The organism is bacterium, from assembly GCA_021372615.1.
GTDB lineage: Bacteria > Armatimonadota > Zipacnadia > Zipacnadales > UBA11051 > JAJFUB01.
Genome location: JAJFUB010000076.1, coordinates 15,719 through 36,502, shown reverse-complemented (window position 1 = coordinate 36,502; position 20,784 = coordinate 15,719). Strand labels below are relative to the sequence as shown.

Genomic DNA, 20,784 nt, shown 5'->3' with positions numbered 1-20,784 from the left:
CCCCTGTTGCGCTGCCGGACGTGGGAGCGGTCACCGACCGCGACCGTGATCGCTCCCGCAACTGCCCTGTGTGGCTGCCGGACGTGGGAGCGGTCACCGACCGCGACCGTCCGTCCAGGTCCCCCCCAAATGCAAACGCCTCCCGCAGGGGAGGCGCTTGGGCACACGATTCAGATCAGGCTTAGCTCGCCGCGGCGCACTTGCCCTTGCAGTCGTCCGAGGCGCTGTCGCACTTGGTGTCCGACTTCGTCTCGGCAGCCTCCTTGGGGCAGGACGGCCGGCCGTGGCCACTGCTCTTGTAGTCGGTGCAGTGGAAGCCCTTCCCCTTGAAGATGATCGCCGGGGGAGAGAAGAGCTTCTTGACCTTCCCGCGGCACTCGGTGCACTTGGTCACCGGCGCGTCGGAGAAGGACTGCATGACCTCAAACGTGTGTCCGCACTTCAGACATTCGTATTCATAGGTCGGCACGAGAAACCGCCTCCTGTAACCTCTGCGGACATTATAGCGGATCGGGAATCTGAGTCAATAGGACGGAGCCAACAATTAGCACTCACATAGTGCGAGTGCTAAAATGGAGACGCCATGCTGCAGGTCGCAGATGTCATCGCCGCCATGGAGGCGGTCGCCCCGCCCAGCCTCGCCGAGCCCTGGGACAACGTCGGCCTGATGTTCGGCGGGCGAAGCTGGCCCGTGGAGCACGTCTTGCTAGCCCTGGACCCCATGCCGGCGGTCATCGCGCAGGGCGAAGGGCTCCGCGATGTGCTCGTCATCACCCACCACCCGCTCTTCTTCGAGCCGATCCGGGCCCTGGTCGACGACGATCTGGCGTACGCCGTGGTTTCGGAGCTGGCGCAGGCCAACATGGCGCTCTACGCGGCGCATACCAACCTGGACAAGTCGCCCACCTGCGGCACCGCGTTGGCACTGGCGGAGGCATTGGGCTTCCCCCGGCCGAGGCCGCTTGCGCCCTGGCGACCCGGGGAAGGGAAGCCGGCCCTCTCCGGCGAAGGTGCCGACTTCGGGTTTGGCTGCCTAGTCGAACTGCCCGGAGAGACGACCCGCGGCGAACTGGCGGCGCTGGTGGCCCGGAAGCTGGGGGCGCGCACTACGCAACTCACGGGTTGCGACAGGACGCCAGCCAGGCGCGTGGCGTTGGTGCCGGGCGCCGGGGGCGACATGCTCGGCCTGGCGCGCGCAGCCCGAGCGGACGTGATGGTCACAGGCGAGTTGAAGCACCACCAGGCCCTGGAGGCGGAGGTTCTCGGGCCGGCGGTCATCACGGCGGGGCACTTCGAGACAGAGCGGCCGGTGCTGGGGCTGTTGCGGCGGGCCCTCCAGGAGCGCCTGCCGGGGCTGGACATCCGCATCGCGGACGAGTCATCGCCCGTCTGGAGCGTTCACACAGAGGATTGCGGAGGTTGATTCATGCAGGAGCAGATGACTCAGCTCTATGAGCTGCAGCAGGTGGACAGCGCCATCGCCCAGCATCGCACCTGGATCGCGGGCCTGGACGACGGCGGCAAGTCCGGCCGCAACCTGGCGGCCGCACAGCAGGAGTTGGAGAAGCTCCAGCAGCGCCTGAACGCCCTCGAAGCCGAGAACCGCAAGAAGGAGCTGGAACTCAAGAGCGCCGAGCAAGAGCGCAAGGACAAGATGGGCAAGGCGTATGGGGGCACAGTCGCGGACGCCAAGGAGCTGGGCGCGCTGGAGCGCAAGATCGAGGAGTTGAACCGCCGTCGGGACCGCCTGGAGACCGACATCCTGGGCCTCATGGACGAGATCGAGACGACCCGTGCCCAAGTCGCCAAGCAGGAGAAGGTCGTCGCCCAGGGGCAAGCCGTGCACGACAAGATCGTGGGCGACTACCAGGAGGCGCGCGGGAAGCTGGAGGGTGAGATCAAGGCCCTGACCGCCAAGCGGGCGGAGCTGACCCCGCAGATCACCCCGCCCATGCTCCAGGAGTACGAGAGCATGCGCAGCAAGCTCGAGGGCGTGGCCGTGGCGGGCATCGAGGGGAACATGTGCATGGCGTGCCGCAATGTCCTGCCCCAGTCGGCCATCTCGACCGTGAAGCTGGGCAAGGTCATCGTGAAGTGCCAGAACTGCCGGCGGATGCTATACCCCTCCGACGCGTGGTAGAGGGTCAAGGGTCGAGGGTGAAGGGTCAAGGGTAACGACAACGGCCAACGAAGCGGCGCCTCCCACACGGTTGCGGGAGGCGCCGTTGCCTTTACCCTTGACCCTCGACCCTCTACCCTCTACCCTCCGACCGCCTTCGTGCGATAGTCGCGCAGCACTGCCGCTTCGCGGGGGAGCATCTCCGCGTAGGGCTGCCAGTTGATCCATTCCCCGGAGATCGCGCCCTCGTAGTTGATCGTCGCGAGCAGCCGCATCGCCTCGGCGTGGTCAATCTGCCCGGTGCCCATCGGCGCCAGCGTCCAGCCCTTCGTGGGATCCGGCCGCGTGCCGTCATGCGCGTGGCAGTGCTTCACGTAGGGCTTGACGGCCTCGAAGGCCTCGGCGATGGTGAGGCCGGCGGTGCAGGGGTGCATGATGTCCCAGTTGATGGCCGCCTGGGGGCTGTCGGCCCACTTCACCACATCCGCCAGGTCGCGGGCATTGCAGTACGAGTCGTGGGTCTCGATACAGACCCACACGCCGCTGCCCTTGGCGTGCTCGGCGCACTCGTGCAGCGCCTGGGCGACATACTTCTTCACCTCGGCGTAGTCGGCGCCGGCAGGCGTGCCGCCGCCGAAGACGCGAATGCACGGGGCCCCGCAGTCGGCCGCCAGGTCAATGTAGCGCTTGGTCAGCTCGACGCTCTCGGCGCGCTTGTCGGCCTCATCCGTGGAGTAGTTGCGCGAGGTAGCGATGCAGCACAGGTCCACGCCCGTGTCGGCGAAGGCCGCCTTGATCTCCTTGCGCTGCTTCTTGGTGGTCTCCAGCTCAACGCCGTGCTTGTGCCCGGCCTCGGCTCGCGGCTCCACGGCATCGTAGCCGTAGCGGATCGCGGCGGTGAGCACCTGCGTCAGGTCGAGTTCCGGGGTGGCGAACGTCATGAAAGCGATCTTCATCATGCGACAGTCCTCCGGTTAGCGGCGTGAGATGAACGGGTTGTCGGTCAGGTAGAACCGCAGTGGCAGATCGGCCCCGCGCTCGGGGCGCAGGCCAATGCGAGTGGTCTGGACGATGTCCAGGCCTGGGGGAGCGGTCACTGTGGGAGCGGTCACCGACCGCGACCGGTCGCGGTCGGTGACCGCTCCCACAGGCTCCCTGGTTACGCACAGCGGCGGCCGCGTCACGGCGAGTCCATTGTGCACCATCGTGATCCCGAGGGCCTGGCATAGCTTCCCCGGCCCCGAGCACAAGTCCTCCAAACGCTCCAGTCCGCGGCGGCGGCGCATGAGGTCCGCCCCCACGGTCGGCTCCAGCGCGCGGATGAGCACCGCCTCAGGCACCCCCTCAGGCGCCGTCACGACGTTGAGGCAGACCACCTGGTGGATGCGGTAGACATAGGCATGGCCGGGCGGGCCGAACATCACCTCATTGCGCCGCGTCCGCCCGATGGCGGCGTGGCAGCCCGGATCGTCCTGGGCCAGATAGGCCTCGGTCTCGACGATGAGGCCACCGGTCGGGCCGTCGGGGGTGTCGTGGACCAGCAGACAGCCCAACAGCCCCCGCGCGACGCGGGGCGTGGGCTGGAGGTAGAAGTCCCGGGGAAGGGGGGAGAGGTTGGGCATGATGGGCTTGCGGGAACGGCAACGGAAACGGCAACGGCGTCCTCACCCCTGCCCCTCTCCCTCGCTTCGCTCCGGAGAGGGGAAGTCGGATGGCGCTATGTGGCTACGCAGACACAAAGTGGTCGCACGGTTCCCCTCTCCGGCGCGCGGTCGTGTCGCGCGCGGGAGAGGGGTAGGGGTGAGGACGCCGTTCCTGACTTCGCCTCGCTACAGCGGCGTAAAGTCCGCGTCCCCCTTGATCCGCAGGCAGGCCTCGGCCAACAGCTTCGCGGCGTTCTCCAGGTCCGACAGGTGGACGACCTCCACCGGCGTGTGCATGTAGCGGTTGGGGATCGAGACGAGGCCGGCGGCGACGCCTGCCCCGCTGATCTGAATCGCGTTGGCGTCCGTGCCAGTGGCGCGGGGCTCGGGCTCGGGCTGCCACGGGATCTTCTTCTTGGTCGCGGTCTCCTGCAGGAGCTTGCGCAGGACCGGGTTGATGTTCGGGCCGCGGGCAATGGTCGGGCCCGAACCCAGCTTGCACTCGCCGGTCTTCTTGGCGTCGCAGCCGGGGTAGTCCGTTGCGTGGGTGACGTCCACCGCGATGCCCACCTGCGGGTCAATGCCGAACGCACTGGTGCGGGCGCCGCGCAGGCCCAACTCCTCCTGGACCGTCGAGACGGCGTACACCGCGCAGCTCAGCTTCTTGTCGCCGATGAGCCGCAGGGCCTCGCAGGCGACGAAGGAGCCGACCTTGTCGTCAAAGCCAGGACCGACGACCAGATCGTTCATGAGGACGTCCATGCGCAGGTCGAAGGTGGCACAGTCGCCGATCTCGACCTTGCCCTGGGCGTCCTCCTTGTCCTTGGCGCCGATGTCAATGAACATGTCCGACAGATCGAGCTTGGGCTTGTCGCGCTCCTCGGCCTTGAGCAGGTGGATGGGCTTGCGGCCGATGACACCGGTGACGGGCCCGCGCTCGTTGTGAACGGTGACGTTCAGGCCGGGCATGACCGCCGCGTCAATGCCGCCGACGGAGGCGAAGTACAGCACGCCGTCGTCGGAGATGTGCTGGATCATCATGCCGATCTGGTCGCAGTGGCCGGCCAGCATCACCCGGGGATAGCCCTCCGGGTTCTTCACGGCGATGACGTTGCCGTGTACGTCGGTGCGGACCTCGTCGGCGAAGGGGGCCACGTACTTGCGCACGAGGCGCTGCACGGGCTGCTCAAAGCCGGACGGGGACGGGGTCAGGATGAGCTGACGGAGGAACTCGAATGACTCGCTACGCATGGACAGACTCCAGGACGGCTGTAGTGGCGCCATTCATGGCGCCGTGGGCGCGATAGGGTGCGGGCGCGATGAATCGCGCCGCTACTGGCGGCAGTGGATCAGCGTGCCGGGCTTGTTCACATCGAAGCCGTCGCGGATCCAGATGTCCACGCCGCGCTCGCAGGCGTACAGGACGGCTTCCTTCTGGATGACTTGCGGGAACGGGCTCCAGGACAGCAACTCGTCGGCCGCAATCTCCGACAGCTTCTCGGCATCGTCGTAAGTGCTGGGGTCCTTGGTGTAGATTCCGTCCACATTGGAGAACATCGTGCACTCGGTCTGCTCGAGCGCGTCGGCGAGGGCGACGGCAGTGAGGTTGGAGCCGCCGCGGCCCAGGATCGAGACCTCGTCCCGCTGCTCGCGCTCGTCCCAGTAGTAGCCCTGGAAGCCGGCCACGACGGGGATGATCTCGCGCTCCAGCAGGCTGTTGACATGGCCGATCTCAACGCGCTCGACCAGGGCGCCGACATGGCGCTTGTCGGTGACAATGCCCGCTTCGCGGCCCGTCAGCGAGCGGGCAGCATGGCCCTCGGCGACCAGCGCGATAGCCAGCGCGGCGTTGGCGCGCAGTTCGCCGGACATCAGCAGGCGGGCATATTCGCGGGGGTCGGGATCAGCGGCGAGGGCGGCGGCGAGTTGCTCGAGCTTGTCGGTGGCCCAGTCAAACGCGGAGACGACGACGACGGGGGTGGTGCCGTTGGCGCACCAGGGGAGGACGAATTCCTCGGCGACCTCCCTGAGGCGCTGGACCCTGGCGAGGTTGCGGCGCTGCGCCAGCAGGCGGTACATGTCGTTGAGGTTCTCCTGGCGCAAGACCTCGTCAAGGAGACGGCCCTCGTCCGGACCGAAGCGATTGATGCCTTGCAGCGTCACCCCGCCGAATTTCATGACGGGAATGATTGTTGCCATGCGACGACCTCCTGGGTTGGGACAACAGACGGCGCCGGACCGTCGCGCCGCCCTGTGCTCTCCGGGGGATTCCTCGAAGGGGCGAATTGTACCTCGTCAGTACGGCCAAGTAAAGCCCGAAATCGGGCCCGGAGCGCCTACCCGACCCGTGGCACGGCCACCAGCAGTCGGACTGGCCCAACCAGCCCCGACCGCAAGTCCTCGCGCATCATCGGCAGCGTCCGCTCCACGTAGGCGTTGCACCAGCCCCGCCCGCGGGCCTCGGCCTCCACCTCCGGACGGCAGGCCTGGTTGGCGAGGGTGTTGGCTACGGTGATCGCCAGGCGGTTGCCCCCGGGCTTGACGAGGCCGGAGACGTCCAGCACGTACGGCGCCCACAGCAGGTCGCCGAGGTCCTGGCCATTGAGTTCCACGCGCGCGGTCCAAAAGACCTGGCCCAGATCCAGCAGGAGGGGCCGGTAGGTCAGCTCGTCGGCCACCACCAGCTCAAACTCGTAGCGCACCTCGCCCGCGAAGTCTGGCATCGGCCAGTCGGCCCAGTCCCACAGCGGCGCCGGCTCCCCCTCATAGACCGTCGGGAACTCGTCCGGCTCCGCCAGACGCACGTCGCCGTCCTCGATGAGGTATTGCCGCACCACCTCGGCCCGGTCGGCGGCCTCGAACTCCGCGACCACATCCGCCGGGGGCAGGGCGTGGGGGCGGTGGGAGGGGTCGCTCAGCCAGCGTTCGAGCGCCAGCGCGTCCTCGGACCATTCTGCCTCCTCCACTGTGGCGTCGTCGGGCAGCGGGTGCAGCACCAGCATCACCGTAGCCCACGGTGGGAGCACCGGCTGGACCGCCTGGCCGTGGAGGTCCACCTTCCAGGGCAGGGGGATGATCTCGCCGTCGCGCAAGTCCCAGGCTTCGAGCGACCCGGGGCCGGCCAGGTCCAGCGCCAGCAGCGGCTCGATCGTGCGCGGGCTGTTATTGGTCAGCAGGTAGACATGGTCAGCACCAATCGTGCGCGAGGACACCATCAGCTCGGGATGGGGCTGGAGCACCTCGAAGTCTGCCGGCGGCGCGGCCGGCAGGGCGTGGGCGAGCTTGTCGGCCGGCGTGGGCTTCACGCCGGCCTGCTGCAGGCGCTGGACCGCGCCATCGTGGGCCGTCAGGCCGCTCATCTCGGAGGGCTGCAACGGCCAGTGGTCGAGCACCAGCACCGTGGCGGCTGCCTCGCGCAGCTCCGCCAACTTGCCCAGCACTGCGGCCGGCAGGGCCACGACCGAGGGGACGATGAAGGTCTCATACCTGACCTCACCGGCACACCCGCAGCCGACGTCGGTGGTCAGGCTGGTCAGCAGGTCAGCATCAATGAAGTCAAAGGGTACATGGTGCGCGGACAGCACGGCGCAGATGTGCTGCAGGCTCGCCCACGCCTCATCCGTCCCGTCGATCGTCCAGAGGGCCTCGATCGGGTAGTACACGGCCACGTGCGCCTGCTCCCGGCCATGGCGGGTGAGCATGCACAGGCGCCCCACATACTCGGCGAAGACCCGGTAGGTGGGCCACAGCGGGTTCCCGTGGCCGCTATGGCTCATGGTCCCGAAGAGCCGCCCGTCACTCGTCGTGTACTGTACGGCCATCGGCGCGTAGAAGTTCACCCCGCAGTGGGCCTGCACGTCCAGCAGCCACCGCATCTGCCCGTAGTGCAGCCCGAAGCCGTAGACAGCGTTGCTCTCGGTCAGCACCGACCCGGCCCAGGGATCAGGAAAGTCAGTAGCGCGGGCGGCCTCGCCCGCGCTATCCTCTGGTCCGGAGCAGCCCTCGCGCGCGCTGGCCTGCTTCATCGCCGACGAGGCCAGGCGGGGGAACGGGAAGACCCTCTGACCGGGGAAGAGCTGCCGCCAGATCACGTCCACCCCCGGTATGGGCAGCACGCCGGCGGTGCGGAAGAAGTGGCCGAAGGACAGGTTGTCAGGCAGGTTGTCCTCGCCGCCGACGTGCCCGGTGTGGATCAGGCCGTGAGCGGTGCACCAGTCGGTGATCTGCTGCCAGTAGCTCTCGCCAAACCGGCGCGTGAGCAGGTCATAGTACTCGCAGCGGGCGGCGACGATTTCGTGGTCCGAATAGCGGCCGAACACGTCCCTGCCGACACAGTCGCGGGAGAAGAGCAGGGGCAGGTAGGTGCGGAAGTCGCGGCCGGTCTGGTCGGCCAAGATCTCCAGTATCCCACCGAACCACGGGGCAGCGGAAGCGCCCAGTCGCCCGCCCAGGCTCGTCTCGTCGGTGAAGATGCCGGGGATGGTGTTGCCGAAGAACTCACCCACGCACTCGGCGTAGCGCTCGTGGGTCACCGTGATGAAGCGGCGCACGGCCTCGGGGTTGAGCACGTCCACTGGGTAGCCGTCCGGTGCGACGGTGAACAGGATCAGGTTCTCATAGGGCCACAGGCCCTCAGACAGCTCGCGCAGGTCCACGGGCTCGGGCACACCGATGTCCGGGAGGCCGAGGGCAGCGACCGTGTTCTCGGGGAGAGCGGGCAGGTCCAGCGTACGCACGCGCCGGGCGTGGAGGCGCTTGCCCTTCAGCTCCGGATGGCCTTCCACGACATGCCCCTGCGCGGTGCCGCTGGGCCATCCGCCCTCATCGTACAGCCAGGCGTACAGGTCGTGCCGCTGCGCAGTCTCGACGGCGTGGCGAATGAGCCCGAAATACTCATCCGACAGGTACGGTGGCGTCATGCCGCGCACGAAGTCACAGAGCCGGAAGTTCTCCCCCATGGAGTGGATGAAGAACCCGCCGCAGCCCTTGGCGGCGAAGTCGGCGACCTGCTCCTCGATTCCTGCCGGCGTGATGTCGCCATTCCAGCCCCAGAAGATCATCGGGCGGTAGGCGGCAGGCGGATCGGCAAACAGCTCGGCGAGGCGCTCAGTGTCCATGTGGCATCCCTGGCGTGAGAGGTGAACGGCTGCGGGGAAGTTCGCCGTCGGGGGGAGGTGGACCTCTGAGACGGCTGGATGGGGAGACGGATGAGAGGACGAGAGGATGAGAGGATGAGAGGATGAGGCGATGAGGCGATGAGGCGATGAGGGGATGAGGGGATGAGGGGACGGCGCTGCCCAGCGCCGGAGGCGCGGCTCACACTAGGCGGGGGCGGAAGCCCCCGTCCCACGGGCGCCCTCCTCTTCTCATCCTCGGGACGCGGGGCGGGCTGGACGCCCGAACTACAGGCTAGCCGTAGAACTGGAAGCTGTTCACCACGGCCTGGAACGCCTTGACGCTGGCCGTGCCCTGGCCGGTCGGGCCGAACATGCCGATCACATAGCCCCGGTCGCCATAGACCGCCACCAGGAAGAGCTTGTCCACGCGCCCATCGCTCATGGCCAACATCCGGGCGGGCTTGCCGCACAGCGCGGCCGGCTTGTCGCTCAGGCCTGCCGTACCCGCCCACTGCGAGCTGTAGCGCTTGATGAAGTCCGCCAGCTTCATGCCATGGGGAAGGGTGTAGACGTCAATGCCGAGATAGAGCTGACCGTCGCCCACCGTGGGGCCGGCGAGGAAGAGCTTGGTGCCGGGGCCCTGCTCCTCGAGGTCCGGGCGGCGCTCCCAGCCGGGGGGCACGACGATGCGGAAGTCGGTGAGCGTGAGTTGGCCGGTGAGGGCCGGTTGCTCCGCCGGCGTGGCAGGGAGGGCCACAGGAGCTTCCGCCACAGCGACCGGCGCTTCCACCGCGGACACCTGAGCTTGCGCCTGCGGCGCGGGGCCGGGCACGAGGCGGATCAGCACGAGCGTAACCACCGCGAAGGCCGCCAGACCGGCCAGGAGCGGCAGCTTCCGGGTCGGGAGACGACTGGCCGCCGCCCTCAGGTTGTGGATCAGACTAGACATGCCAGCCCCCGAAATGCAGGGTCAGGTTGATGAGCCAGAAGACCAGAATCACGCCCAGGAGCCACCGGGGGAAGGCCGGATGCGCCAGGGCTGCCGGCAGCCAGCCGCGCCTCGTCACAGCCCCGTACAGCCCCAGCAGGGCCAGCAGACACGTGGCCATGAAGGCGATGGGGGCCATGAGGTTGGCGTTGGCAGCCTCGCGTATGCGGCCGCGAGCCATCCAGGCGAAGCCGGTGGTCATGCCGCAGAACGGACAGGGCACACGCGTGAGCGCCCGGAAGCCACACGGCACGGGCACGAGACGGCGGTGGGTCCCGAAGCCGCTGGGGCTCGGCGGGAGCAGGGCCGAGAGCACGATGACACTCCCACACACAATCAGGGCAGCCGACGCGTCATGACGGCTGCCCCCGAGCCTCCAGGCAGACATGTGGCCATGATAGCACGTCGGCGGGCGCAGGGGAAGCCGAAGGCCGCGCCATGCCCTCGCGCGAAGAGGTTTCCCCGCCGTGCCAGCGAAGTAGCGCACAACTCACAGGGCAGGTGATCCACATGCGCGCGTGGCGTTGGCTCGTACCGGTCGTGCTCTGCAGTGGCGTCTGGAGCGCCGATCTCGTCAAGAACGGGGACTTCGCCAAGGAGACGCCGGGGCAGCCAGGGGTGCCGGCGGAGTGGACGCTCCCCGCCGACGGCTCCTGGCAGCGCATCGTGGGGCCCGAGGGCAAGGCCGTCCTGCAGTACAAGGCCACCGCGGGGTTGCACGACCCCGCTCGGGGCAAGTGCGACTTTGTCACCCCCAAGTCCGGCTTCACGATCGCGGTCAGCTACGAGGGTGACGGCATCCTCACGCCGCTCGTGCGGGTGATGGATCTGCCCGACAGCAAGCCGCTGGGCCAGGCGACCGGGAGCCACAAGGCCGGGGCGCAGAAGATGGGGCTCAGCTTCGGCACGGTCAGCGCCGACGTGGGCATCGAGATCTACGCCGACGCCGCGCAGGCGGAGGGCAAGCCCGGCCCGGCCGGCACGCTGCGGGTCACGCAGGTGGCGGTCTTCGCCACCGGTGCCGAGCCGGCTGAGAAGCTGCCCGACATCGGCCCCAACCTGGCGCTGGGCAAGCCCTACACGATGGTTCCGGCGCCGAGCTACGGCCTGTGCAAGGACCCCGGCGACGCGACACAGCTCACGGACGGCGTGTACACCCAGGGCCACTTCTGGACGCGCATGACTACCGTCGGCTGGGGCAGCCAGATGGCCTTCATCACCATTGACCTGGGTCAGGACCAGCCGATCAAAGGCCTCTCGTTCAACACCGCCGCAGGCGTGGCGCAGGTGCACTGGCCGGCGCGCATCCTGGTCTTCGTCAGCCCCGACAACAAGCAGTGGTATGACGCCGGGAACCTGCTGACGCTCAACGCCGCCCACAACAACCTGCCCGAGTACGGCCAGTACGCCATCCGGCGGATATGGACCGACCAGCTCAAGACGCACGGGCGCTACGTGTGCCTGTGCGTGGAGGCCGACTTCGGCGGCTACACCTTCGTGGACGAGATCGAGGTCTTCGGTGGCCCGGCGGACTTCCTGCAGCTCGCGTACACCGGCCAGGCCTTCGACAGCCCGAAGGAGCGCATGCGGCGGTCGGTGGCCGACGATCTGCTGCGCGCGCAGTTCCGCCGCGGCCTCGACGCTGTGCGGGACGACATCGCCGCCCTGCCCAGGAACGCCCAGGGGAAGCTCACCGCGCTGGCGGACTCGCTGGCCGGGCGCATTGACGAATACGGGGCGCCCGACCTGACGACCCTCCGCGCCGTGCTGCCGGTGGACCCGCTTGAAGCCGACGTCTTCAGGCTGCAGGCCCTCGTGTGGCGCGCCGGCGGCAAGCCGACGCTGCGCGTCTGGAACATCAACCGCTGGGAGCCGCTGGATTCGTTCTCCGAGCCCGCCACCGCAGGCCCGGCGAAGCCCGTGGAAGTCCACACCATGAACCACGAGTGGCGGGCCGGGGTCCTGAACCTCACCAACGCCGGCGACGCCGACCTGCGCGTGCGGCTGAGGGTGACGGGGCTACCCGGCGGGGACAACCCGCCCTACCTGCAGGCCCATGAGGTCCTGACGGTCGGCACCCGGCGGTTCGTGCCCGTGTCCTCGGCCCTGCCCGAGGCCAGGCGCGAGGGCAGAGACTTCATCATCACCGTGCCGTGCGGCATGACCCGCCAGGTGTGGCTGAGCTTCAAGCCCGAGGACCTGCCCGCGAAGACGTATGCCGGGCAGATCGAGATCACTCCGGCCACCGGCAACAAGCAGATCGTGCCGCTCAAGCTCATCGTCTACCCGCTGCGCTTCCCGGACAAGACGACCCTGTGCGTCGGCGGGTGGGACTACACCGACGCCGACGCGATGTACGGCATCACGCCCCAGAACAAGGCCGCGGTCGTCGAGCACCTGCAGGAGCACTTCGTGAACACGCCGTGGGCCACCAGCAGTGTGATGTTCTCGGTCCAGGTGGACGACAACGGCCAGATCAAGCTGCCTGCCGACACGACCCGCTTTGACAACTGGGTGAAGCTGTGGCCCGACGCGCGGATGTACATGGTGTACCTGGCCTGTGGCGACAGTTTCAGCGGCTCCAAGATCGGCGACCAGGCCTTCGGGCTGAAGGTCGGGGCCTGGGCGCGGTTCTGGGCCCAGCACATGCGCGAGCTGGGCAAGGACCCGAGCCAACTGGGCGTGCTCATCTACGACGAGCCGAACAACAAGACGCAGTATGACCTCATCGTGGCCTGGGCGCAGGCCATCGAGGCCGCCGCCCCGGAACTCGTGACCTTCGAGGATCCGCAGCCCACCGAGTATGTGGACGCCCCGGTCATGTTCCAGTCGGTGGACATCCTGTGCCCCTACCGCGCGCCCTTCCTGGACCGGGAGCAGAAGTACCGCGACATGTTCCTGGAGGCCCAGCGCCAGGGCAAGGAGATCTGGTTCTACAACGCCTCCGGTCCGGCAAGGACGTTCGATCCGTACTCGTACTACCTGGTCCAGGCCTGGCATGCCTTCGCCATCGGCGGCAAGGGCTCGCACTTCTGGGCCTTCGGGGACAGCAGCCGCGTCTCGTGCTGGAACGAGTATCCGGCTGAGGGGCCCGGTCCGTACTGCCCCTCGTACATAGACGAGACGAGTGTCACCACCTCCAAGTACATGGAGGCGGTGCGCGAGAGCGCCGAGGACTTCGAGACGCTGACGATGCTGCAGCAGCGTGTGGCGGAGCTGGAGAAGAAGGGCGTGAAGAGCGCACAGCTCGAGGCCGCCAGGAAGCTGCTGGTGGACGGCCCGCAGCGGGTCCTGGCCGGTGAGAACGGCAGCAACTACCGCTGGGATGTCCCCAAGGACCGCACCGTTCCCGACCAGGTACGCATCGAGGTGCTCAAGGCGCTGGTGGCGCTGAAGTAGCGGAACGTATGGCGTGTCGCGTAGGCGCGCGTGTCCCCACGCGCGCAGCCGTTCGGGATGCGCAGCCGTGCGCGCGTGAGGACACGCGCGCCCACGCGACGCAGAAAAGACCGCGACGCAGAAGAGACAGGGGTGAACCAGTCGTGCGCAGAGTCATCGTTGCCGTGGCAGTACTTGTTTCTCTCAACGCCTATGCCACCGAACTGCCCAAGATGGTTCTGGGCGACTACGACGCGGAGCTGCGCGGGGCGGACGGCCGCGTGGACATCCCGCTCATGATCCAGCGCTTGCAGGACATGGGCGCCAACACGTACATGTGGCTGATCTGGCACAAGCCGACGGACTGGGAGGATCTCCAGGCCTTCCTGCCCGAGGCGCAGAAGGCCAACATCCAGGTCTGGGCCTACCTGTGTCCGCACACCGAGCAGGGCTTTGGGGGGCTGTGGTCGGAGCCCTACCGGCTGGACTTCATGAAGTGGGCCGAAGAGATCGCGAAGCTGTCGGTGAAGTACCCCAACCTCGTCGGCTGGGTCATTGACGACTTCTGGTACAACGTCAACGACAAGGCGTTCTCCCCCGAGATCATCAAGCAGATGCAGAGCACCGCCAAGGCGATCAACCCGGAGCTGCGCTTCTACCCGCTGCTGTACTTCCGCCAGATCGGGCCGATCTTCGCGCAGAAGCTTGCGCCGCTGGTGGACGGCGTCGTCATCGCCTACCACCAGAGCCGCGAAGAGATCGAGGCGGCGCTGCCTTTCCTGGATGACACCTACACCGTCCCGCCCGGCCTGAGCGTCATCTACCCGCCGACTACGCCCTCGTCACCGGGCGACCTGGGCATGGTCACGCAGACCGCCGGCGTGCTGGGCGACAAGAAGCCCGTGGTGCGCTTCCACTACAAGGACAGCTGTGACGGGCCGACGGCGGGCTACCACGTGATGCAGTTGCGGGTGGATGGCAAGGTGGCGTGGAGCGAGGACGTCGCCGGGACCGACAACGGACAGGCCGAGGTGGACCTCAGCCCCTTCACACAGGGCAACGCGCACGTCGTCCTGGCGCTCGGCGTCTACGAAGCGAAGGGGGTGACCGAGTACGCCGTGACGGTCGAGTTGAGCGATCTGCAGGTCGAGGGCCTGCAGATGAACGCCGATCTAGGCCGCGAGCGCAGTTGGCAGACACGCACCGCGGGCAAGTTCGCCGTCCACCACGGCCCCAAGCAACTCGGCCAGAACCGCTACAAGCTGCCGCTGATCGTCATGCCCGCGGGGAGTCGGGGCGAGTACAAGCACCGCTACAACGAGGACGCCACGCCCGAGAACATTACGGCGCGCACCCGGCAGGCCCTGGAGATGGTCGGCGACGGCCGCGTCATCGGGGCAGTCATCTACTGCCTGGACAAGACCAAGGCCAGCCCGGACCTGCCCGCCGTCCGCAAGCTCTTTGACGAGTTCCGCAAGCCGTAACTACACCGGAGGCACACATGAAGATCCACATCATCACGGACCTCGAGGGTCCGGCCATGATCAACCAGTTCACCCAGACGCGAGATGTCACGCCCGAGGAGAAGGCGCGCTCCGACTGGTTCCTGACCGGCGAAGTGAATGCGTGCGTGGATGGCATCCTGGACTTCGACCCGCAGGCCGAGGTGATCGTCTGGGACGGTCACGGTGGTGGGGGCATTGACCGGACGCGCTTCCACCGCGATGCCAAGCTCATCGCGCGCGGGCCGATCCGGGCGCCGTACTACCTCGACGAGACCTTCGACGGCCTCATGTTCGTGGGCCAGCACGCGATGATGGGGGAGCGGGGCGTGCTCTGCCACACGTACTCCTCCAAGTCCATCCAGTACTACAAGATCAACGGCATCGAGATGGGCGAGTTCGGTTGCCGGGCGCTGATGGCCGGGACGATGGGCGTCCCCACGATCTTCGTGGCTGGCGACGACGCGGCCGTCGAGGAGGCCGAGGCCCTCGTGCCCGAGATCGTCGGCGCCGCGGTCAAGCAGGCCCTGTCGCGGGAGCTGGCGATCCACCTGTCGCACGAGGCGTCGTGCGCCCTGATTCGCCAGCAGGCCGCCGCGGCCTGCGCCAAGTGCAAGGACATCCCGCCGTGCTACTTCCCCGGCCCGTATACCCAGGAGATCCAGGTGCTTGAGGGGGTCAGCATCCAGGGGTACCTCGACGGCGGGTGGGAGTTCGTGGACCGGAGGACGGTCAAGAAGACGCGGGACGACATCTGTGAGCTGAACATATAGCTGGCGCGGCGGGAGCGGGGGAGAGGGCGTTCGGTGACGGGGGCTTCCGCCCCCGCCTAGATTGAGCCGCGCCTCCGGCGCTGACGGTGCTTGTCGCCGCAGTTGAGGCCCGGAGGGCCGACTCAGCCTAGGCGGGGGCGGAAGCCCCCGTCACCGGACGCCCCCCTCAGCCCCTCCGGTGTGAGCCCCGGAGGGGCGACTCGACGGCCCCTGCTACCCCTCGATCGTCACCACCACGGCCTTCTTCCGCCGCTTGTCCTCCGCCGCTCGCACGCGCACGGCCTTCGCCGCCGCGTCGTAGTCCCATGTTCCCTTCGCGGCAGCCTTTGCGTTGACGGCCACTGAGGTCGGCTTGTGCGGGATGTGCACGAGCACCTCATAGTGCCGCTCCCCGGGCATCCCCTCATATGTGCCGTGGCGCGGACCGATGGTCACGACGATCTGCTTGCCCTTCGTCACGCACGACATCTCCGTCGTCGCCACGGCACCGTCGAGATAGGCGTAGCTGATCCCGTCATCCTCGGTCATCGTGAAGCTCGACGCCTTGCCCGGGAACACCTCCACCGTCACCGGGTCCAGCGGCACCTCGCCCACGTACTGCATCGCGGGGTACTGCGGGATGATCGCGCCCTCTTTGACGAAGAGCGGGCCGCCGCGGTCGGGCGGGCACTCGCACGGCAGGTCCGTGGGGCCCACGTGCGTCTTGCCGGTCCAGACGTCCACCCAGCGTCCGGCGGGCAGATGGATCGTGTCCGTGAAGGCGCATGTCAGGAACCACTCGCCGACCATGTACTGGTGGATGAGGTCGGGCGAGGCGGGGTCGTCGGGAGCGACCAGCGGCATGGCGCGCATGATCGGCAGCCCCGTCCGCGCCGCCTGGTGGGCCGCGGAGTAGAAGTACGGCAGGTGCCGATACCGCCAGTTGACGTAGAAGCGGAAGACCGGCTCCATGTCCCGGCCCAGGAAGAACGGCTGGTTGTACATGTGCCAGGACAGGATCTGGCACCAGGGCTGCAGGAAGCCGAAGTGGACCCCGTGGCGGTTCCACACCTGCATGTCGCAACTGGTGTTGGAGTGCCCCGACAGCCCATGGTTCAGCAGCGACACCAGCGGCTTCTCGCCGCCGCCCGTGTCACCGGCCCACGTGGCCGCGTACTGCTGCGTCCCAGCGTACCCACAGGCCGTGTAGATCATTGCCCGCTTGCCCGTGTACTCCCCATAGCCGCGGCTCATCTGCTTGGCCAGCAGCACCGGGTACAGGTTGTGCATCTCGGCATCGGTCATGCCGTTGCGCCACTGGCGGTCCGGGTGGAACAGCACCTGGTTGGCGCCATCCATCTTGAAGCACTGGGCGCCATCATCCACGAACTTCTTGAGGTGCTCGAACCACCCCTCACCCGCGCGGTGCTGCGTGTCGAAGAAGCGCCGGTCTTTCTGGAAGTGCGGGTCCTGGAACAGGTCGTCTTCCGTAGGAGCGCCAGCATCCTGCTGGCCGCCGTCGCCGTTACTGGGACCGCGGGCTTCCAGCCCGCACGCCGTTCCCAACAGGCTCTCCTCATACTCGCTCAGGTCATAGTCACAGCATAGCCACAGGCTGAGCTTGAAGCCCATGTTCGTGAGCGCCGCCGGGAAGCCCCCGGCCCTCATGCCCGGCAGCCAGAAGGGGAAGTGGAACCGCTCCTCGCTCCACTTCTTGTCCAGCGAGAAGTCATAGCGCGTCTCCATCCATCCGGGCTCCAGGCCCAGCACATCGCACGGCATCTCCTCGCGGCGGAAGGCGTGGCCTTCGTAGAGCACGTCACGCGCCCGGACCTCGCGCTCATCGCACACGAACGTCAGGCCGTAGCCGAACAGGGGCAGCAGGTGGGGCCGGCCGGCGATCTCCGTGTAGCGGTCCAGCAGCGCGGGCAGGTTCTCGCCGGCGATGAGGACGAAGTCCAGCTCACCCTCGTCGGCCCAGATGCGCAGTTCCGCCAGGTCCGTCGCCCCGGCATCGAACTGGTGGAACCACGTGCTGTTGACGAAGACGGCCCAGCCGCCGGTGCTCATCAGAAACGGGATGGGCGTGTAGCTCGTGACATTGCGGACCATCATCAGGCCTTTGTGGCCGCGCTTGTTGAGTCGGTCGCGCGTCTCGTCGCCGTGACCGTAGAGCTGCTCGTCAGGGCCGAGCGCCAGGCGCAGGTCGAAGCCGCTGTCACCGACCTCGGGGGAGGGGGACTGCCGCACGAGGAGGTTGCCCTGCGCGTCAAGCAGGGAGACGGCGCCGTCGCGGCGGCTGACGAGGAGGGAGGCCTCGTCGGTCGCCACGCTCACTGCGCCACCGTCCTCGGCGATCTCGTGGGCCACGTCCCCCTCGCCCTGCACGATGCCATAGCGTACCAGGCCCGGCTCGGGGAAGCCGCCATCGCGGCTCAAGCGAATGCGGAAGGCGTTCGGTGTGAGGGGCTGAACGCGAAGGGTGAGGCCATTGTCGAGCGTCAGGTCCATGATGCACTCCTGTGTGTATCGCTGTGTATCGCGTGGGCGGGTGACCGCGTGGGCGCGCGTGTCCCCACGCGCGCAGCCTTCGCGCACATCGGCCGCGTGAGGACACGCGGCCCCACGCGCTCCCTGTTCGCTCTCGCCATGATGAAGGCCTCCCACCCTCCCACGACGAACCACCCGCCATGCAACCCATTCCCGACACCGTCACTCTCGAGCGCGCCCCCGACGGCCTGGCCGTGCGCATGATTGACCAGACGCTGCTGCCCACGTGCGAGCAGATCATTGACGTGACCACGATCCCCGATCTGTGTGAGGCCATCCGCATGTTGCGGGTGCGCGGGGCGCCGGCCATCGGCTGCGCGGCGGCGTGCGGGGTGGCGATGGCGGCCGGGCGCAGCACGGCGGGCGATCTGGCGGCCCTGCAGGCGGAGCTGCGGCAGGTCATCGCCGACCTGGCGGCGACGCGGCCCACCGCCGTCAATCTCTTCTGGGCGCTGGAGCGGATGCGGGGCATCGTCGAGACGGGCGGTGACGCCGCGGCGCTCCGGGCGGACCTCGAAGCCGAGGCCCGCGCCATCGTCAGCGACGATCTGGACCGCTGCCACCGCATGGGGCGCCACGGGGCGGAGCTGATCCCGGCCGGGGCGCGCATCCTGACCCACTGCAACGCCGGGGCGCTGGCCACGGCGGGCTACGGCACGGCGCTGGGCGTCATCCGCGCCGCCGCCGAGCAGGGCAAAGTCGTGCGGGTCTACGCCGACGAGACGCGACCGCTGCTGCAGGGCGCGCGGCTGACGGCCTGGGAGCTGTGCCGCGCGGGCATCCCCTGCACGGTCATCTGCGACAACATGTCCGGCAGCCTCATGGCGCGCGGCGAGATTGACTGCGTCGTGCTGGGGGCCGACCGCATCGCCGCCAACGGCGACTTCGCCAACAAGATTGGCACGTACGGCGTGGCGGTGCTCGCGAGGCACCACGGCATCCCGTTCTATGTCGCGGCGCCGATCTCGACGGTGGACTACGCGCTCGCCTCGGGCGCCGGCATTCCCATCGAGCAGCGCGACCCGACCGAAGTGGCCGAGCTGGGGCATTTCGCGCGCTGCCCGGTCGTCCCGGCCGAGGCGAGCATCTACAACCCGGCCTTCGATGTCACACCGGCGGAGCTGGTGACAGCCATCATCACGGAGAAGGGCGTCGCCCGGGCGCCGTTTGGGGAGAGCCTGGGGCAGTGGCGGAAGTGACGACTTGACGGCTGCCTCACCCCCGGCCCCTCTCCCGCGCGCGATACGGCTGCGCGCCGGAGAGGGGGGAGGCGGAGGTCGCTCTGTGGCTCCGCAGGCACAAAGTGGTCGCACCAGGTTCCCCTCTCCGGAGCGCAGCGAGGGAGAGGGGTAGGGGTGAGGACGCCGTTCATCCGTACCACATCATACAGATAGGAACAGCACCATGGAGAAGACCAAGATCGCAATTGTCGGCTGTGGTGGTATGGCGCGAGGCCATGCCAGTCGGTTCGAGATGATCCTCGACCAGGTGGAGGTCGTCGCTGCCGTGGATGTCGTCCGGGAGAAAGCGCAGGCCGTGGCCGACCTGCTCCCGGCCGGCACGAAGGTCGCCGAGGACTACCGCGAGGTCCTCGATGACGTGGACGCCCTGCTGCTGGTGCTCCCGCATCATCTGCACCATCCGGTGACGATGGACTGTCTGGCCCACGGCAAGCACGTGCTCGTCGAAAAGCCGATGGCCAACAGCGAGCAGGAGTGCATCGAGATGATCAACGCCGCGCGGGAGGCCGACCGCGTGCTGATGGTCGCCTACTGCATGCGCTTCCACCCGCTCGTGGTCAAGCTCAAGGAACTGATCGCCAACAAGACCTACGGCGAGTGCTTCCAGCTCTCGCTGTGGACCGAGCAGCTCACCAAGTACCCGGAGGACCACTGGGCCAGCAGCGCCAAGACCCTCGGCGGCGGGCAGCTCTTCAGCCACGGGTGCCACTACATTGACCTGATGCTGTGGATGATGGGTAAGCCGGTGTGGGGCACACACTTCGGGACGAACTTCTGCACGCCGTGGATGGAGCGCGAGGGCACCAGCCACGTCACCATCGAGTTCGACAACGGCGCGCTGGGCTACCACCAGGGCACCTGGGGCGCGCGCGGCAGCCGCCTGCGCTACTCCTTCCACGCCCACTGCTCCGATGGCATGATCGAGGCCGCCTTCACGCAGGGCCAGTTGATCCTGCACTCGGAGATGCGGCCGCACGTGCCAGGTGAGCCCGAACGGTCAGGCGAGGAGATCCTCCTGGAGGCCCCGGCCGCCAAGTCCACCGAGATCGAGATGGCCCACTTCATCGAGTGCATCCGCACCGGCCAAAAGCCGCTGACGGACGCGGTCAGCTCGCTGGAGGGCCTGCAGGTCATCTGGAAGCTGTACGAAGCGGAAGAGAAGCGGGAGTTGGCCGACCTGCGCGCCCTGGGGCTGGGGACGTACCGGGGGTAGGCGCCGATCCCGGCCTGTGGCATGGCAGCAGGGCGGGGTCCCAGACCGTAGTGCGGGCTTCCAGCCCGCCCGTGGACCGCGGCTGTCCAGAGTCGCCGTCCGGTCGTGGGGCCCCGCCCGGGTTCGTGATGGGGAGGAGGAGGGGGCCCGTGGGACGGGGGCTTCCGCCCCCGCCTAGACTGAGTCGCGCCTCCGGCGCTTGACGGCACGGGCGCCGATGTGCCATCGGGGCAGGCTGATCCGACCTCGCCCTCATGCGGGCTGGAAGCCCGCACTACCCC

General features: G+C 68.0%; 16 protein-coding genes. 7 read left to right on the top strand and 9 right to left on the bottom strand.

Annotated features, from left to right (window positions below):
• Positions 1 to 181 precede the first annotated feature (181 nt).
• Positions 182 to 469 carry a hypothetical protein gene (locus tag LLH23_11450; GenBank protein MCE5239098.1) on the bottom strand — a complete coding sequence of 96 codons (288 nt, stop codon included), beginning with the start codon at positions 467 to 469 and terminating at the stop codon, positions 182 to 184.
• A gap of 114 nt (positions 470 to 583) precedes the next feature.
• Between LLH23_11450 and LLH23_11445 the strand changes: the two genes are divergently transcribed.
• Both LLH23_11445 and LLH23_11440 read left to right on the top strand, forming a co-directional pair.
• Positions 584 to 1,423 carry a Nif3-like dinuclear metal center hexameric protein gene (locus tag LLH23_11445; GenBank protein ID MCE5239097.1) on the top strand — a complete coding sequence of 280 codons (840 nt, stop codon included), beginning with the start codon at positions 584 to 586 and terminating at the stop codon, positions 1,421 to 1,423.
• 3 nt (positions 1,424 to 1,426) lie between these two features.
• Positions 1,427 to 2,140: a hypothetical protein gene (locus LLH23_11440; protein MCE5239096.1), complete on the top strand. Its 714-nt coding sequence runs from the start codon at positions 1,427 to 1,429 to the stop codon at positions 2,138 to 2,140.
• Between the two features lie 119 nt (positions 2,141 to 2,259).
• On the opposite strand, the gene LLH23_11435 is transcribed toward LLH23_11440, so the two are convergent.
• The 7 genes from LLH23_11435 to LLH23_11405 form a co-directional block, all read right to left on the bottom strand.
• Positions 2,260 to 3,078 carry a sugar phosphate isomerase/epimerase gene (locus LLH23_11435; protein ID MCE5239095.1) on the bottom strand — a complete coding sequence of 273 codons (819 nt, stop codon included), beginning with the start codon at positions 3,076 to 3,078 and terminating at the stop codon, positions 2,260 to 2,262.
• Between the two features lie 15 nt (positions 3,079 to 3,093).
• Complete coding sequence (locus LLH23_11430) at positions 3,094 to 3,741, bottom strand: DNA-3-methyladenine glycosylase (GenBank protein MCE5239094.1); 648 nt, start codon at positions 3,739 to 3,741, stop codon at positions 3,094 to 3,096.
• A 207-nt stretch (positions 3,742 to 3,948) separates the two neighbouring features.
• Positions 3,949 to 5,013: a M42 family metallopeptidase gene (locus LLH23_11425; protein ID MCE5239093.1), complete on the bottom strand. Its 1,065-nt coding sequence runs from the start codon at positions 5,011 to 5,013 to the stop codon at positions 3,949 to 3,951.
• 81 nt (positions 5,014 to 5,094) lie between these two features.
• Complete coding sequence (locus LLH23_11420; GenBank protein MCE5239092.1) at positions 5,095 to 5,961, bottom strand: hypothetical protein; 867 nt, start codon at positions 5,959 to 5,961, stop codon at positions 5,095 to 5,097.
• Between the two features lie 137 nt (positions 5,962 to 6,098).
• Positions 6,099 to 8,879, bottom strand: coding sequence for a hypothetical protein (locus LLH23_11415; GenBank protein ID MCE5239091.1), 2,781 nt, complete (start codon positions 8,877 to 8,879; stop codon positions 6,099 to 6,101).
• 292 nt (positions 8,880 to 9,171) lie between these two features.
• Positions 9,172 to 9,828 (bottom strand): hypothetical protein, encoded by a 657-nt coding sequence (locus LLH23_11410; GenBank protein MCE5239090.1) that lies wholly within the window; start codon positions 9,826 to 9,828, stop codon positions 9,172 to 9,174.
• Positions 9,821 to 10,183: a DUF2752 domain-containing protein gene (locus LLH23_11405; GenBank protein ID MCE5239089.1), complete on the bottom strand. Its 363-nt coding sequence runs from the start codon at positions 10,181 to 10,183 to the stop codon at positions 9,821 to 9,823. Before LLH23_11405 ends, LLH23_11410 begins: the two co-directional genes overlap by 8 nt.
• A gap of 194 nt (positions 10,184 to 10,377) precedes the next feature.
• Between LLH23_11405 and LLH23_11400 the strand changes: the two genes are divergently transcribed.
• The 3 genes from LLH23_11400 to LLH23_11390 all read left to right on the top strand — a co-directional run bounded on the left by LLH23_11400 (position 10,378) and on the right by LLH23_11390 (position 15,520).
• The gene (locus LLH23_11400) at positions 10,378 to 13,266 is read left to right on the top strand and encodes a hypothetical protein (protein MCE5239088.1); all 2,889 of its coding nucleotides are present in this window, start codon (positions 10,378 to 10,380) and stop codon (positions 13,264 to 13,266) included.
• 143 nt (positions 13,267 to 13,409) lie between these two features.
• Complete coding sequence (locus LLH23_11395; protein MCE5239087.1) at positions 13,410 to 14,729, top strand: hypothetical protein; 1,320 nt, start codon at positions 13,410 to 13,412, stop codon at positions 14,727 to 14,729.
• Between the two features lie 17 nt (positions 14,730 to 14,746).
• Entirely contained in the window at positions 14,747 to 15,520 is a 774-nt protein-coding gene (locus LLH23_11390; protein MCE5239086.1) for a M55 family metallopeptidase, read from the top strand.
• A gap of 213 nt (positions 15,521 to 15,733) precedes the next feature.
• On the opposite strand, the gene LLH23_11385 is transcribed toward LLH23_11390, so the two are convergent.
• Positions 15,734 to 18,010: a DUF5110 domain-containing protein gene (locus LLH23_11385; protein MCE5239085.1), complete on the bottom strand. Its 2,277-nt coding sequence runs from the start codon at positions 18,008 to 18,010 to the stop codon at positions 15,734 to 15,736.
• Positions 18,011 to 18,189: 179 nt separating this feature from the next.
• Here LLH23_11385 and mtnA point away from each other — a divergent pair, with 179 nt between their 5' ends.
• Together mtnA and LLH23_11375 are read left to right on the top strand one after the other, a co-directional pair.
• Entirely contained in the window at positions 18,190 to 19,248 is a 1,059-nt protein-coding gene (mtnA, locus tag LLH23_11380; GenBank protein MCE5239084.1) for an S-methyl-5-thioribose-1-phosphate isomerase, read from the top strand.
• A gap of 205 nt (positions 19,249 to 19,453) precedes the next feature.
• The gene (locus LLH23_11375) at positions 19,454 to 20,503 is read left to right on the top strand and encodes a Gfo/Idh/MocA family oxidoreductase (GenBank protein MCE5239083.1); all 1,050 of its coding nucleotides are present in this window, start codon (positions 19,454 to 19,456) and stop codon (positions 20,501 to 20,503) included.
• The last annotated feature ends 281 nt before the right edge of the window (positions 20,504 to 20,784 follow it).